The organism is Amycolatopsis sp. N2S4-7 (assembly GCF_058119595.1).
In genome coordinates, this window is record NZ_CP172299.1 from 258,303 (window position 1) to 272,084 (window position 13,782).

Sequence of the window (13,782 nt, forward strand, 5' to 3'; positions counted from 1 at the left end):
TGCCCGCTTCGGGGGCGAAGGGACGCCCGCGGGTGGGTGACCGGCGCACACGCGCGCGGCGGGCACAGCGAGCCAGATGATCATGCCATCGGCCGGTCCCGGGGTGGACCCACCACCAAGATCCCTCTCGGCTGCGACGGTCACGGGCGGCCGTTGTCGGTGGTGCTGACTGGCGGCAACGTCAACGACTGCACCCAGTTCACCGCGGTCATGGCGGGTGTCGAGTTCCGCCGCCCCGGTCCGGGCCGTCCGCCGACGCGGCCGAGCCGGGTGCTGGCGGACAAGGGCTACTCCAGCCGGGCCATCCGCTTCTCCCTGCGCCGACGGCACACCCCGGCGACGAGGGCTGACCGACCTGGCCACCCTGCTCCTCCGGCTTCGAGGACAGGCCCTAGGACAGGTGGTGGACCTCCTGCAGCCCGTACACCGGCGTCGGGATGCCTTCGGCGCGGGCCTTCAGCTGCAGCGCCAGGTACAGCGAGTAGTGCCGTGACTGGTGCAGGTTCCCGCCGTGGAACCAGAGCCCCTCCTGCTGCGTGGGCTTCCACATGTTCCGCTGCTCGCCTTCCCACGGGCCGGGGTCCTTGGTCGTCGCCGAGCCCAGGCCCCAGACCTTGCCGACCTTGTCCGCGACCTCCTGGCTGATCAGGTCCGCCGCCCAGCCGTTCATCGAGCCGTACCCGGTCGCGTAGACGACGAGGTCCGCCTCGAGCTCGGTGCCGTCCGCCAGCACGACCGACGTCTCCGTCAGCGACGTGACCTGGCCGTGCGCGAGCTTGACGTCCCCGTTGGCCACCAGGTCCGCCGCGCCGACGTCGATGTAGTAGCCCGATCCGCGGCGCAGGTACTTCATGAACAGCCCGGAGTCGTCGTCACCCCAGTCGTGGCGGAAGCCGGCGGCTTCGAGCCGGTCGTAGAACTCCTGGTCGCGTTCCTTGATCGCCGCGTAAACCGGCTGCTGGAAGGAGTGCATGATCCGGTAGGGGAGCGAAGCGAACGTCAGGTCCGCCTTCTGTGTCGTCATCCCGGCCGCCACCGCGCGCTCCGAATACAGGTCGCCCAGCCCCAGCTCCATCAGGGAATCCGACTTCACGATGTGCGTCGAGCTGCGCTGGACCATGGTGACGTCGGCGCCGGCCTCCCACAGCGCGCCGCAGATGTCGAAGGCGGAGTTGTTCGACCCGATGATCACCGCCTTCTTGCCGCGATAGGCGTCCGGCCCGGGGTGCTGCGAGCTGTGGTGCCGGTCGCCGCGGAAGCGGTCCTGCCCGGGCAGCACCGGCACGTTCGGCTTGCCGGACATGCCGGTCGCGAGCACCAGCTGCTTCGGGCGCAGCACGACTTCTTCGCCGTCGCGGTCGAGGACGACCGTCCACTCCCGGGCTTCTTCGTCGTAGGAGGCGCGCTTGCAGGTCGTCGACGACCAGTAGTTCACCTCCATGACCTTCGTGTACATCTCCAGCCAGTCGGCGATCTTGTCCTTCGGCGCGAAGACGGGCCAGGTCCGCGGGAAGTCCAGGTAGGGCAGGTGGTCGTACCAGACCGGGTCGTGCAGGCACAGCGACTTGTACCGGCCGCGCCACTGGTCGCCCGGCCGGGCGTGCCGGTCGACGACCACGTGCGGCACGCCGAGCTGGCGCAGCCGGGCCCCCAGCGCGATCCCGCCCTGGCCGCCGCCGATGACCACGACGTACGGCTGCCGCGTCGTGCCCAGTTCCGCCGCCTCCGCCTGCCGCGCTTCGGCCCAGGTGACCCGGTCGGGGTGGATGCCGTGTTCGGCGCCCATCGGCCGGGTGGCGCCGAGCGGCTCCTCGTGGCCCTTGAGCTCGTAGAGCGTCGTCAGCAGCGTGAACGCGCCTTCGCCGGTGAGCCGCAGGTGGCCGCGGCCGCGGCCGGCCGCCGTCTCGAAGCCGATCCACGCCTCGACGACGCCGTCGGATTCGGTCGGGTCTTCGGTCGTGTGGAACCCCTTCGCGTCGGTGCTGTCCATGGTGGCGAGGAGCAGATCCTCGACGCCGTCGCGGTTCTCGACCGTCTTGAGGTTCCAGGTGAACGCGACCAGGTCGCGCCAGAACGACGTCGTGGCGAAGAGGGCGGCGGCCCGGCCGGCGTCGCGGGCCGCGAGCGCGGCCTCGAAGTCGGCGAGCCAGCCGTCGACGCGCTGCCGGGCCTCGTCGAGGGCCGCGGCCGGTTCGAGGGTCTGGGTCATGAGCGGACCTCCCCGTCTCGGGCACCGTCTTCGTCGGCGGCGCGCTCACCGCAGCCAACCCCGGCGGGCCGGGTCCGCGTAAGGGTTGCCCTAAGGTTGCATCAGCACGACTTCGATGCCCGGCGCGATCCGGTACGGCCGGGCGAGCAGCAGGTCGCCGACGAGCTTGCGCAGCCGCGACAGCTCGGCGCGCACGGTCACCAGGTGCGTGCGGTCGCCGTAGAGCGTCTCCGACAGCTGCGCGGCCGGCACCCCGGCGGGGCCGGCGGCCGCGATCAGCCGCAGCAGGTCCGCCTGCCGCCGGCCCAGCGGGTGCGTCCACCGCACCGATCCTTCGACGATCGCGCGCGGCGGTTCGTGGCCGAGGTCGAGGGTGAGCCGCAGGGCCTCCCGGCGGCTCGGTCGCAGCAGCCAGCCGCCGGGCACCGGCTCGGGCTCGCACGCCCCGACCCCGCGGACCGCGACCGGGACGCCCGGGCGGGGCGCGGCGACCCGGCCGATCCCCGCGACACCGCGCAGGGCGGCGACCCAGCCGTGGTCGTCGACGACGAGCCCGGGCCCGCCGACGCCGGCGAGGAGGTGGCCCGAGAGCTGCCGGAGCGCCTCCAGCCGGGCCTCGTGCCGCTGCCGGAGCACGGCCTCGGCGAGCCGCACGGACGTGCCGACCAGGGCGACGGTCATCGGGTGGACGGTCTCGGCCGGGCCGCTGACGTCGACGATCCCGAGCAGCTCGCCCGTGCGCGGGTCGTGCACGGGGGAGGCGGTGCAGGTCCAGGCGTGGTGCGAGCGCACGAAGTGCTCGGCCGCGAACAGCTGCACCGGTGCCGCCTCGGCCAGCGCCGTGCCGATCGCGTTGCTGCCGATCGCGGGTTCCGACCAGGTGGCGCCTTCGGTGAAGCCGAGCGAGTCGGCGCGGTGGCGCACCCGGCGTGCGCCCTCGCGCCACAGCACGACGCCGTCGGCGTCGGTGACGACCATCAGGTGGTGCGCGTCTTCGGCCACCGACGTCAGCGCGCCCCGCAGCTCGGGCAGGACCTCGTTCAGCCGGCAGACCGTCCGCCGCCGTTCGACCTCGGCGGCGCCGACCGGGTCGGGGGCGGGCGGCCGGTCGGGATCGACGCCCTGCGCGGCGACGCGGCGCCACGAGCGTTCGACCAGCCGGCGGGGCGCCGACGCGGGCGGCCGCCCGGCCAGGACGACGTCGTGGATGCCCGCGAGCAGGCGCGCGTGCCCGGCCACGTCGGTGCCGGGCCGGACCGCGCAGACTCCTTCGTCCACCGCACCTCCTGGGGCCGTGGCTTCACGGTAACCCGGCACGCCGGGGCCCCGGCAACCTTCGCGCAACGCCCACGCGGTGGCATACTGCCCCGACTCGTCCGAGGAGAGCGCCCATGGACTCCGACCACCTGCCGGCGGAAATCGACCTGGAGCGGCCCAACGCCGCCCGCACCTACGACTGGGCGCTGGGCGGGACGGCGAACTGGGCGATCGACCGGCAGTACGGCGAACAGGCCCTCAAGGCCTATCCGCAGCTGCGCGTCGCCGTGCGGGCCAACCGCGACTTCCTCGGCCGCGCCGTGCGGTACTGCCTGGCGAACGGCATCAACCAGTTCCTCGACCTCGGCTCCGGCGTCCCCACGATGGGCAACGTGCACGAGGTCGCCGACAACCTGGACGACGAGAGCCGCTGCGTGTACGTCGACGTCGAACCGGTGGCGGTCGCGCACTCCCGGATCCTGCTCGACGAGGACGGCGACCCGGACCGCCACACCGTCCTCCACGCCGACCTCTGCCACGCCGACCAGGTGTGGGACGCCGTCCAGGACACCGGCATCCTCGACCTCACCCGGCCGATCGCGCTGCTCACCGTGGCCGTGCTGCACTTCCTCCCGGACCCGACCGGGGTCCGCGAGGCCATCCGCGCCTACCGCGAGCTGCTGCCGCCGGGCTCGCTGTACGTCCTTTCGCACCTGTCGCACTCCGACGTCGCCGACGGCGAGCAGAGCCAGCTCCGCCGGCTGGAGAACGTCAGCAAGCAGTCGAGCACGCCGGGCGTGCTGCGGACCCACGAGGAGATCCTGGCGTTCTTCGGCGACTTCGAGCTGGTGGAGCCCGGCCTGGTGCCGGTGGGCCGGTGGCACCCGGACACCCCGGAGGACCCGGGCGCCGCAGTGCGGACCGCGGTCGGCGGGGTGGCCCGCAAACCCGGTCAGTGAGCGCGCAGCGGGTGCCGGGGGCGGTTCACCGCACCGGGTAGCTCGCGGTTCGCCTCGTCCAGGCCGGACGCGACGGACCGGCACGAGCCGCAGCCGGCGATGTGGTCGGCGATCGCGTTCGCCCGGCGCGGCGAGAGCGTGCCCCGGACCCACGCGCCCATCCGGCGGCGGGGCTCGCGGCAGATCGGCTCCTCGGCGTCGGGCACCTGGACCTGCAGGTACGCCTGCCGCAGCCCTTCCCGCGCCCGCATCGCCAGTGCCGCGACGCTGTTGGGCGACAACCCCAGCAGCGGCGCCACCTCCGTCGGGGTGTCGCCTTCGGCCTCGGTCCGCCAGAGCACCGTCCGCCACCGGCCGGGCAGCGTGCAGTAGGCCGACCACACCAGCTTCTCGATCGACCGGTGCAGGGCCAGCTCCTCGGCGCCCCCGGTGCTGACGGCCGCCTCGGGAACCGTCTCGCAGAGTTCCACCCGGCTGCCCTGCCTGCTCCACCGGGCCACCAGGTTGCGCATCGTGACGACCAGGTAGGGCCGCAGCTCGCCGTGCGGTCCGCCGCCGGCGCGCACGACGGCCAGCACCCGCGCGAACGTCTCGGCCACCAGGTCGTCGCGCTCCGCGGGCTGCTTCGCCCAGGCGCTCGCCGTCCGGCGCAGCGGCTCGGCGTGCCGGCGGTACAGGACGCCGCCGGCGTCGAGGTCGCCGCCGCGGAGCGCGGCGAGCAGCACCGCGTCCGGTGGCTCTTCGTCAGCTGGTCCCATGGTGTTTCTCCCGGTTCGGCACGCTCCGTCATCCGGGGGTACCCAAAGTAAGAGGTACAGCAGCGTACGTCATAACCGGACGCCGCTACACTCCGGTGTGATGACGTCGCCGAACCCGCCGAGGTCCCCCGACGGCCGGGCCGCGCGGTGGGCCGGCCAGCGCGACCGCCGTCGCCGCGAATTCGTGGAAGCCGGCCTGCGCGCCATCGCCCGGCACGGGCCCGAGGTGTCCACCGAGCAGATCGCCGACGAAGCCGGCGTGGCCCGCACGCGGCTCTACCGGCACTTCGACGGCGCCGCCGACCTGCAGCACGCGATCGCGAGCCGGGTGGCCGAGCTGATCACCGCCGAGTTCGCGCCGCTGTGGACCCCGAGCGGCACGCCGATGGACCTGATCCGCACGGCGATCGGCGCGCACACCCGCTGGCTGGCCGAGCACGGGTCGCTCTACCGCTACCTGACCCGGCACGCGGTGACCGGCACGGACGGCGCCGCGGACGTCTTCGCCGACGGCAAGACCGCGATCGCGCGGCAGCTGACCGTGGTGTTCGAGCACTACCTCGGCCTGTTCGGGGTGGAGACGCGCGTCTGCGAAGCGGTCGCGTTCGGGCTGGTCGGCCTGGTCGAGTCGAGCACCTCGCGGTGGCTGGAGCACCCCCGCGGCGTCGACCGCGCCGAGCTGGCCGCCCTGCTGGCCCGCTGGGTGTGGGGGATCGTGGACGACACCCTCCGCGCCGGCGGCGTCGAACTCGATCCGCACGCGCCGCTGGCGGCGGCCGACCTCTCCGCGCCCTGACCGTCCACTGTGGAGCTGCCGTGCGCGCTCGCCGGTCCGCCCCTAGGATCGCGGGCAGGACCGGGAGCGGGGGAGCGGATGGGCATCGGGGTCGGCACCTGGCTCGCCACCATCGGCGTCATCCTGGGGCTGCTCGCCCTCGACCTCGTGCTCGCCGCGGTCCGGCCGCACCGGGTCGGGTTCGGCGAGGCGGTCGCCTGGTCGGTGGGCTACATCCTCGTCGCGGTGGCGTTCGGGGTGTGGCTGACGCTGGCGCACGGCGGCGAGTTCGGCGCCGAGTACTTCGCCGGCTACATCGTCGAGAAGAGCCTGTCGGTCGACAACCTGTTCGTCTTCGTGATCATCATGACGACGTTCGCCGTCCCGGAGGAGCACCAGCACAAGGTGCTCACGTTCGGGATCGTCCTCGCCCTGGTCATGCGGGCGATCTTCATCGCTCTGGGCGCGACCCTGCTGGCGCTGTTCTCCTTCATGTTCCTGCTGTTCGGCCTGCTGCTGATCTACACGGGCGTGCAGCTGTTCCGGCACCGGAACTCCGACCCCGACATCGAAAACAACGTCGTGGTGCGGACCGCGCGGCGCGTGCTGCCGGTCTCGGACGCCTACGACGGCGGCCGGCTGACCACCCGGGTGGCGGGCCGCCGGGCGGTCACTCCGCTGGTGGTCGTCCTGGTCGCGATCGGCGGTGTCGACCTGCTGTTCGCGCTGGACTCGATCCCGGCGGTGTTCGGCGTGACCGAAGAGGCGTACATCGTCTTCGCCGCGAACGCGTTCGCCCTGCTGGGCCTGCGGGCGCTGTACTTCCTCGTGAAGGGGCTGCTCGACCGGCTGGTCTACCTTTCCGCCGGGCTCGCGGTGATCCTCGCGTTCATCGGGGTCAAGCTGATCCTGCACTGGGCGCACGTCGACATCGACGCGCGGGTGCCCGAGATCGCCACGCCGGTCAGCCTCGCGGTGATCATCGGCATCCTGGTCGTGGTGACGGTCGCGAGCCTCGTCAAGACCCGGCGCGATCCGGCGGCGAAGGCGCACCCGGGTTCGTTGCGGGCCTCCGACGTCTCAGATGGCTCACCGGTCTCAGACCGCGAAGACCTGTGAGTCGTCGGCGAACGCCTTGAACTCCAGGGCGTTCCCGGCCGGGTCGAGCAGGAACATGGTCCACTGCTCGCCGGTCTGGCCCTCGAAGCGGACGTAGGGCTCGATCACGACCTCCGTCCCCGCGGCGCGCAGCCGGTCGGCGAGGGCCTGGAACTCGGGAACGGTGAGGATCAGGCCGAAGTGCGGCACCGGCACGTCGTGGCCGTCGACGGGGTTGTGGATCCGCTTCGGCCCGGCCGGCGCCAGGTGCGTCACGAACTGGTGGCCGTGCAGGTTCCAGTCGGTCCAGGTCTCGCTGCTGCGGCCCTGGTCGAGGCCGAGGACCTCCCCGTAGAAGCGACGGGCGGCGGCGAGGTCGTCCACGGGCATGGCGAGGTGGAAGCGGGGGATGCTCATGTCGCAATGTTAACATTCGGACATGACGAGTACGCGGGGCATGGCGCCCGCCCGCCGCCGCGGGCTGGCCGACGAGGTCGCCGACCGCATCCGGGACGCGATCTTCGACGGCGTCTCCCCGCCCGGCAGCCCGCTGCGCGAGGTGGAGCTGGCGGAGGCGCTGGGGGTGAGCCGCGGGCCGGTGCGGGAGGCGCTGCTCAAGCTGGAGCGCGAGGGCCTCGTCCGCGGCGAGTGGCACCGGGGCACGACGGTGACCGCACTGTCCGAAGAGGACGTCGCCGAGCTGGACAGCCTGCGCGCGGCGCTGGAAGGGCTCGCCGTCGGGCTGGTGGTCGACCGCGCGTCCGACGAAGACCTGGCCGCGATCGACGCCGCGGTGAGGCGGATGGAACGCGCGGCGGACGAGCACGAGATGGTCCGCAGCGACCTCGCCTTCCACGACGCGGTGTACGCCGCCGCCGGCCACCGTCGCCTGCGCGAGGCCTGGCAGGCGATCCGCTCCCAGGTCCACCTGTTCCTGCTCACCCGGATCGGCGTGGAAACGGAGGGCTATTTGGCGGGGATTCCCGCCGAGCACCGGCAGCTCGCCGACGCCCTCAGGGACCGCGACCGAGAAGGGGCGCTCGAGCTGTTCGCCGAGCACCGGCGGCACGCCTTCGAGATCCTCGATGGACGGCCCGCGCGACCGACGCACTGAGGGGGCGCCGGTTCGCGATCGCGGGGACGCGGAGGAAGCGATCGGCCCGCCTTGGCGCTCGGGCGCGGGACTGGCGGCGGGCGCCCGCCCGGCGGCGCGGAGGTGGTGCTCCCGGCGTTCGGCCGGGGCAGGCGCGGGCCTGGCGCCCCCGGTCAGCTGCCGAAGAGCTGGTCGACGATCCGCCGCACCTTCCCGGCGGCGCTCGTGTCACCCAGGCGCATTGCCGTGTTGGCCGCGACCAGGACCGCGTCGAGCTGGAACGCCGTGAGGTCCGGATCCAGGTCCCGGATCTCGCCCGCCTCGACGGCGTGCCGCAGCCGGGCCGCCAGGTGGGCGAGCCAGGCGTCGTGCTGGGCGAGCAGGACGTCGCGGACCTGGCCCGGGCGGCTGTCGAAGTCCGGCAGCGTCGCGGACCAGAAGCAGCCGCCCTCGAACAGGGGGGTCTCGGCGTAGGCGATCCAGTTCTCCGTCAGCGCCCGCAGCCGCGCGGCGCCGTCGGGGACCTCCCGGGCCGGGACGAGCACCGCCGCGGTGAACTCCGCCAGTGCCGCTTCGGCCGCGGCCAGCTGGAGGTTCTCCTTGGTCTTGAACAGGGTCTGGATCCCGCTCTTGCTCAGCCCGAGGTCGGTCGCGAGCCGCCCCAGGCTCAGGCCGGTCAGGCCCTCCACGGACGCGATGTCGACCGCGCGGCGCGCGATCCGCTGCCGGGCTCGCGCGCCGCGCAGGAGCCGCCGGTCCTCGAGTTCGGTCATCGGGACCATCCTGGCACAGCCCTTGCCAAAAGAATACGTCCGGTCGTATGTTTTGTGGGCGAAAGGAGCCGTCATGGACGATCACCGGATGTTCGAGCTGGTCCAGGCCCTGGCCGAGGCGAAGAGCCGGCAGGACGTGCCGGCCGCGCTGCGGCTGTTCCACCCCGGCGTGGTGCTGGAGGCGCCCGCGTTCGGCGTGACCGCGCGCGGCCTGGCCGAGAACGAGAAGGCGCTCAGGGGGTTCTTCACGTCGTTCCCGGACTACGCCGTGACGCTGGAGGGCCACGCGTGCTCCGGCGGCACGCTCGCGTGCTGGGGAACCGCCCACCTGACCATGGCACGAGGCTGGCTCGGCCTCACGCCGCACGGCCGCCGCGCCGAGCTGCCGGTGTTCCTGCGGTTCACCTTCGCGGACGACCGCATCGCGAGCGAACACTTCTCCTTCGACCTCGCGGCGCTCTGCGCCCGCTCCGGCGTCTCCGCCGACGCCGCCCTGGAAAGGCTGGCCGCGTGACCGACCCGCGGATCAAGGACGTCGGGGACGTCCGCACCGAGCACCTCTTCGACCTCGTCGTCGACCTGAACGACCCGCTGCCGATCGGGCCCCGCGTGCTCTTCGGCGCCGCCGGCGGCACGTTCCACGGGCCGCGGCTGCGCGGCGAAGTCGTCCGCGGCGGCGGCGACTGGGCGCGGTTCCGCCGGGACGGCACGATGACGCTCGACGTCCGCCTGACGCTGCGCACCCACGACGGCGCCTTGGTCCACATGAGCTACGGCGGCCGCTGGGTGACCCCGCCCGAGCTGCGGGAGCAGGTGGCCGATCCGCGACGGCGGCACGAGATCGACCCCGCCCGGTACTACTTCCGCACCAACCCGCTCTTCGAGACCGGCTCGCCGGACTACGCCTGGCTCAACGACGTCGTCGGCGTCGGCTCGGGCTACCTGGTCGAGGGCGGGATCGCCTACCGGGTCGCGGAAGTCCGCTGAGGCGTCAGAGCACGAGGTCCCCTTCGCCCCGGATCTCCTTCGCCTGGCTCGTCGACTCCAGGCCGGCCAGCGGGTCGGCGTCCGGCAGGTCGCCGAACGTCAACCCGGTCAGCTCGGCGATCCGGCGGACCGGGACCTGGTAGGTGCGGTAGGCGCCGTAGCTGAACTCCGTCGCCGCTTCGAGGCCCTTGATGAGCTCTTCCTGGCTCAGCAGGTACGCCGTCGCCGAGAGGGTGCCGTCGGCCTTGACCATCGCGACGACCTTCCAGAACTGGCGCGGCAGCCGCACACCGCGGTAGCGGTCGTCGTCCTCGGCCAGCACGGGACCGGTCACCACGCTGACCTTCAGGTCGGCGTTGTCCGCGTTCTTCAGCACGTAGTCCTCGAGCCCGGCCCACGTGGTCTTGTTCTGGTTGAAGTCCTTGTGCTGCGGCGAACAGTTCGTGAAGTGGAACGTGTCGTCGTTGCCGAGCTGGGCGATCGCCTCCGTCGCGCCCCACGCCGGGTCGAGACGGCGCACCAGGTGGCCGCGGTCGAGCGGGTTGTCCCGGTAGATCTCCTCGCCGACCTGTTCGGCGACGTCCACGCGCGGGTCGAGCGACCAGTGGTCGGCCTCGCGGTGCAGGGACTGGCTGGTGCGCCCGTCGATGTTGACCGCGGTGAACAGCGCCAGGCGCCGCTCCTTGTGCATGACGACGCTGAAGTGGTGGTACGGCAGGACGTACCGCGGTTCGCGGGTGGCCTGCCGGTTGATCGCCGCCAGCGGGACGAGGGCGTCGGGCAGGCCGGGCAGCGGCACGGTGTGCCCGGGCAGGAAGCCCGGGTCGTAGCCTTCGCGGTTCGAGTAGTCGGGGTCGATCCGGCCGGTTTCCGGTTTCGCGGCGGCGGGTTCGGCGCGCAGCCGGATGTCGAACGGCGTCGTGAGGGTGAGCACCTGCGGCGTGGCGTCCGGAAGGGACGGCCGCGGCGCCGGGGTCGCGCGTTCGGGCCGGGCGGAAAGCCGGTCGAGGAGCGCCTGCTGCGCCGCGGGGAACTGTTTCCCGCGCAGGAACTCCAGCAATCGGCTGACCCGGATGCCCTCGTTGAGGAAATTGCCGAACTCGGCGTGCCCGTCGGCCCGGACGCTGGCGTGGTGCAGCGCCACGATTTCCCACTGGTCGTTGAACACCGGCGAGCCGGACGACCCCGGTTCGGTGTCGGTTTCGTAGTGGAGGAACTGTTCGAGGACGTCGACGATCCGGTTTTCCCGCAGCGCGACCTGTTTCTTGCCGCCCTGGGGGTGCTGGATGATGGTGACGAAGTCGCCGACGATCGCCTTGCCTTCGGTGCCGATCAACCGGTTGAAGCCGAAGGGGCTCAGTTCGTCCGCGGTCGCCTTGACGGCGACGAGGGCGAAGTCGAGGCCTTCGTCGGCGATGAAGAAGCGGTCCGGGTCCAGCCCGAACGCCCGCACGGGCCGGGGAAGGCCGTCGACGCCGTCCTGGTAGTCGAACTCGACGACGCTGAACCCGGCGGTCGTCGCGTCGGGCAGCACGTGGTGGTTGGTGAGCAGGAGTTCCGGCGACACCAGCGAACCCGTGCCGTAGCCGGCGAGCCGGCCGCGGTCGTCGCGGATGTTCACCCGGCCGACCGCGCTCGAAGCCCGGACGCCGCCTTCGAGGTAGCCCACGCCGAGGAGGTCGTTGGTGAGGATGATCCGCTCGAGGATGGCGCTCGCGGCGGTCATCGCCGCCGGGTCGCCCGCCGCGATCGCCGCGGGGCTGACCGGCCGCACGTCGGGGTAGTAGCGGCCGAGGCGGTCGATCCGGGTGGCCACGCGGCTCGGCTGGTCGGCGTGGGCGATGCCGCCGGGCGTGCGCAGCAGGGCGATCTTGGCCCGCCGTTCTTCGGTGCGCCGGCCGGCTCGCGCGGCGACGGCTTCCTGTTGCCCGGACGGCCGTTCGGTCTTGACGTCCACGGTGCCTCCCCGATGGCGTTCTCCGCCGCGTTAGTCGGGTTCGCCCGATGTGCGTTACACGCTTTCCGGCGTGTCCGCGGGAATGGGGCCCAGGCTGTGATGGTGGGTTTTCGCACCGTTTGGGGAAATGGGAAAATAACCGCCGGGTTCAGCGCCGGCGGGACCAGGCGGCCGCGTCGGCGCTGTAGCGGACCAGCAGCCGCGCGAACCGGTCCCGGTCCTCGGGTGACCATTCTGCGGTGATGTCCTCGAACGCTTTCCGCTGCTCGGCGGCGAAGCGGCCGCGTTCGGCTTCGCCGCGCTCGGTGAGTTCCAGCACGGTCCGGCGCCCGTCGGCCTGGGACGCCGCCCGGCGCAGGAGGCCGTCGGCGATGCAGGCGGCCACCGTGCGGCTGGCCACCGGCTGCGCGACGCCCATCTCGGTGGCGAGCCCGCCGACCGTCATCTCGCCCGGTGCGTCGGCGACCACGTTCAGCACGAGGTTGCGGGACAGGTCCTTGCCCGACGCCGGGGTGCGCCGGCGCAGCCTCGACAGCGCCGGGCCGATCTGGTCCAGGGGGGCATCGCCGGAAGCGCTCACCCGGTGGAGCGTAGTGGACCACCCGGCATTTGCATACCTTAGGTCAAATGCATAGCATTGGGTATGTAAATCCGTTCGAGTCAGGAAGCGAGGTGGGTCGCCGTGGCGCTCACCGCCATCACCGGTGCCCGGGTCTTCGACGGGGAGAAGGCCCTCGGGGTCCGGACCGTCGTCGTCGAGGGCGGCCGGATCCGCCAGGTCGGCGGCGAGGTGCCCGACGGCGCCGACGTCGTCGACGGCCGGGGAGCGACCCTGCTGCCCGGCCTCATCGACGCGCACGTCCACTCGGCCCCGGGTTCCCTGGCCCTGGCCCTGCGGTTCGGCGTGACGACCGAGCTGGAGATGCAGGGCATGAACACCCGCGAGAACCGCGGGCAGGTCACCGGCGACGACACGGTCGCCGACGTGCGGTCGGCCGGTTTCGCCATCACGCCGCCGGGCGGGCACCCGAGCGAGCTGATGCCGGAGGGGTTCCGGCCGGCCGGGGAGCTGCCGCCGGTCCGGCCGCTGATGCCGTTCGCCACCACACCGGAGGAGGCGGCCGCGTTCGTCCCGCAGCTGCTGGCGCGCGGCTCCGACTACATCAAGTTCATGATCGACGACGGCAGCGTCGAAGGGCACCCGGGGCTGCCGATGCTCGACCAGGCCACGTTGGACGCGGGGGTGGCCGAAGCCAAGAAGCACGGCGCGCTCACCGTGGCGCACGCCCTCACCCTCGACGCCACCCGGATGGCCGCCGAGGCCGGGGTCGACGGCGTCGTCCATGTGTTCATGGACCGCCCGCACACCGAGGAGATCATCACCCTCATCGCGGAGACGGGGATGTTCGTCGTCCCCTGCATCTGCCTGAACGCCTCGATGATGGGCATCGGCGGCGGCGACCTCGCCGACGACCCGCGCGTCGCCGGCCGGCTCGACGCCAAGTGGGACGAGACCCTGCGCTCCAGCTACGACCGCTACCCGCAGGGGAAGCTCGAAGACGTCTTCGCCACGGTGCGGGCGCTGGACGGCGCGGGTGTGGACCTGCTGGCCGGCACCGACGCGTCCATGGCCGAAACGTTCTTCGGCGGCCTGGCGCACGGAGCGAGCCTGCACCACGAACTGCAGTACCTCGTGGCGGCCGGCCTGACCCCGGCGCAGGCCCTGCGCGCGGCCACGGCGACCACGGCGCGCCGCTTCGGCCTGGGCGACCGGGGCCGCATCGCCGAAGGCCTCCGCGCCGACCTCCTCCTGGTCGACGGCGACCCGACGGTGGACATCGGCGACACGCTGAACACGCGGGCGATCTGGCGGCGGGGAGCGCGGTTGGCCGGCTAGGGCGCGATCTGGCGGCGGG

At 72.7% G+C, this 13,782-nt stretch carries 14 protein-coding genes and 1 pseudogene; 8 read left to right on the top strand and 7 right to left on the bottom strand.

Annotation, left to right across the window (positions count from 1 at the left end):
- Window positions 1-48 precede the first annotated feature (48 nt).
- Window positions 49-354, top strand: a pseudogene (locus ACH54P_RS01240) (transposase); the annotation flags it as partial.
- Window positions 355-391: 37 nt separating this feature from the next.
- Here the strand turns inward: ACH54P_RS01240 and ACH54P_RS01245 are convergent.
- The gene (locus ACH54P_RS01245) at window positions 392-2,209 is read right to left on the bottom strand and encodes a flavin-containing monooxygenase (protein WP_489910431.1); all 1,818 of its coding nucleotides are present in this window, start codon (window positions 2,207-2,209) and stop codon (window positions 392-394) included.
- Between the two features lie 90 nt (window positions 2,210-2,299).
- A complete protein-coding gene (locus ACH54P_RS01250) occupies window positions 2,300-3,487 on the bottom strand; it encodes a GAF domain-containing protein (RefSeq protein ID WP_489910432.1) in 1,188 nt (395 codons plus the stop codon).
- A gap of 113 nt (window positions 3,488-3,600) precedes the next feature.
- Here ACH54P_RS01250 and ACH54P_RS01255 point away from each other — a divergent pair, with 113 nt between their 5' ends.
- The gene (locus ACH54P_RS01255; protein WP_489910433.1) at window positions 3,601-4,425 is read left to right on the top strand and encodes an SAM-dependent methyltransferase; all 825 of its coding nucleotides are present in this window, start codon (window positions 3,601-3,603) and stop codon (window positions 4,423-4,425) included.
- Here the strand turns inward: ACH54P_RS01255 and ACH54P_RS01260 are convergent.
- Window positions 4,419-5,183 (bottom strand): sigma-70 family RNA polymerase sigma factor, encoded by a 765-nt coding sequence (locus tag ACH54P_RS01260; protein WP_489910434.1) that lies wholly within the window; start codon window positions 5,181-5,183, stop codon window positions 4,419-4,421. The two genes, ACH54P_RS01255 and ACH54P_RS01260, sit on opposite strands and share 7 nt — an antisense overlap.
- A 100-nt stretch (window positions 5,184-5,283) precedes the next feature.
- Here ACH54P_RS01260 and ACH54P_RS01265 point away from each other — a divergent pair, with 100 nt between their 5' ends.
- Both ACH54P_RS01265 and ACH54P_RS01270 read left to right on the top strand, forming a co-directional pair.
- A complete protein-coding gene (locus ACH54P_RS01265; protein ID WP_489910435.1) occupies window positions 5,284-5,979 on the top strand; it encodes a TetR/AcrR family transcriptional regulator in 696 nt (231 codons plus the stop codon).
- Between the two features lie 78 nt (window positions 5,980-6,057).
- Window positions 6,058-7,077: a TerC/Alx family metal homeostasis membrane protein gene (locus tag ACH54P_RS01270; protein WP_489910436.1), complete on the top strand. Its 1,020-nt coding sequence runs from the start codon at window positions 6,058-6,060 to the stop codon at window positions 7,075-7,077.
- Here the strand turns inward: ACH54P_RS01270 and ACH54P_RS01275 are convergent.
- Window positions 7,057-7,473, bottom strand: a complete 417-nt coding sequence (locus tag ACH54P_RS01275; protein WP_489910437.1) for a VOC family protein — start codon at window positions 7,471-7,473, stop codon at window positions 7,057-7,059. The genes ACH54P_RS01270 and ACH54P_RS01275 overlap by 21 nt on opposite strands.
- A gap of 22 nt (window positions 7,474-7,495) precedes the next feature.
- Here ACH54P_RS01275 and ACH54P_RS01280 point away from each other — a divergent pair, with 22 nt between their 5' ends.
- Window positions 7,496-8,170 (top strand): GntR family transcriptional regulator, encoded by a 675-nt coding sequence (locus ACH54P_RS01280; protein ID WP_489910438.1) that lies wholly within the window; start codon window positions 7,496-7,498, stop codon window positions 8,168-8,170.
- Window positions 8,171-8,322: 152 nt separating this feature from the next.
- On the opposite strand, the gene ACH54P_RS01285 is transcribed toward ACH54P_RS01280, so the two are convergent.
- The gene (locus ACH54P_RS01285; protein ID WP_489910439.1) at window positions 8,323-8,922 is read right to left on the bottom strand and encodes a TetR/AcrR family transcriptional regulator; all 600 of its coding nucleotides are present in this window, start codon (window positions 8,920-8,922) and stop codon (window positions 8,323-8,325) included.
- Window positions 8,923-8,995: 73 nt separating this feature from the next.
- Between ACH54P_RS01285 and ACH54P_RS01290 the strand changes: the two genes are divergently transcribed.
- Together ACH54P_RS01290 and ACH54P_RS01295 are read left to right on the top strand one after the other, a co-directional pair.
- On the top strand, window positions 8,996-9,436 hold the full coding sequence (locus ACH54P_RS01290; RefSeq protein ID WP_489910440.1) for an ester cyclase: 441 nt from the start codon (window positions 8,996-8,998) through the stop codon (window positions 9,434-9,436).
- The gene (locus tag ACH54P_RS01295; RefSeq protein ID WP_489910441.1) at window positions 9,433-9,909 is read left to right on the top strand and encodes a DUF3237 domain-containing protein; all 477 of its coding nucleotides are present in this window, start codon (window positions 9,433-9,435) and stop codon (window positions 9,907-9,909) included. The genes ACH54P_RS01290 and ACH54P_RS01295 overlap by 4 nt, the downstream gene beginning before the upstream one ends.
- Before the next feature lie 4 nt (window positions 9,910-9,913).
- On the opposite strand, the gene ACH54P_RS01300 is transcribed toward ACH54P_RS01295, so the two are convergent.
- Both ACH54P_RS01300 and ACH54P_RS01305 read right to left on the bottom strand, forming a co-directional pair.
- A complete protein-coding gene (locus ACH54P_RS01300; RefSeq protein WP_489910442.1) occupies window positions 9,914-11,866 on the bottom strand; it encodes a DNA/RNA non-specific endonuclease in 1,953 nt (650 codons plus the stop codon).
- Between the two features lie 148 nt (window positions 11,867-12,014).
- Window positions 12,015-12,446 (bottom strand): MarR family winged helix-turn-helix transcriptional regulator, encoded by a 432-nt coding sequence (locus ACH54P_RS01305; RefSeq protein WP_489910443.1) that lies wholly within the window; start codon window positions 12,444-12,446, stop codon window positions 12,015-12,017.
- Between the two features lie 102 nt (window positions 12,447-12,548).
- Here ACH54P_RS01305 and ACH54P_RS01310 point away from each other — a divergent pair, with 102 nt between their 5' ends.
- On the top strand, window positions 12,549-13,763 hold the full coding sequence (locus ACH54P_RS01310; RefSeq protein WP_489910444.1) for an amidohydrolase family protein: 1,215 nt from the start codon (window positions 12,549-12,551) through the stop codon (window positions 13,761-13,763).
- Window positions 13,764-13,782: the final 19 nt, after the last annotated feature.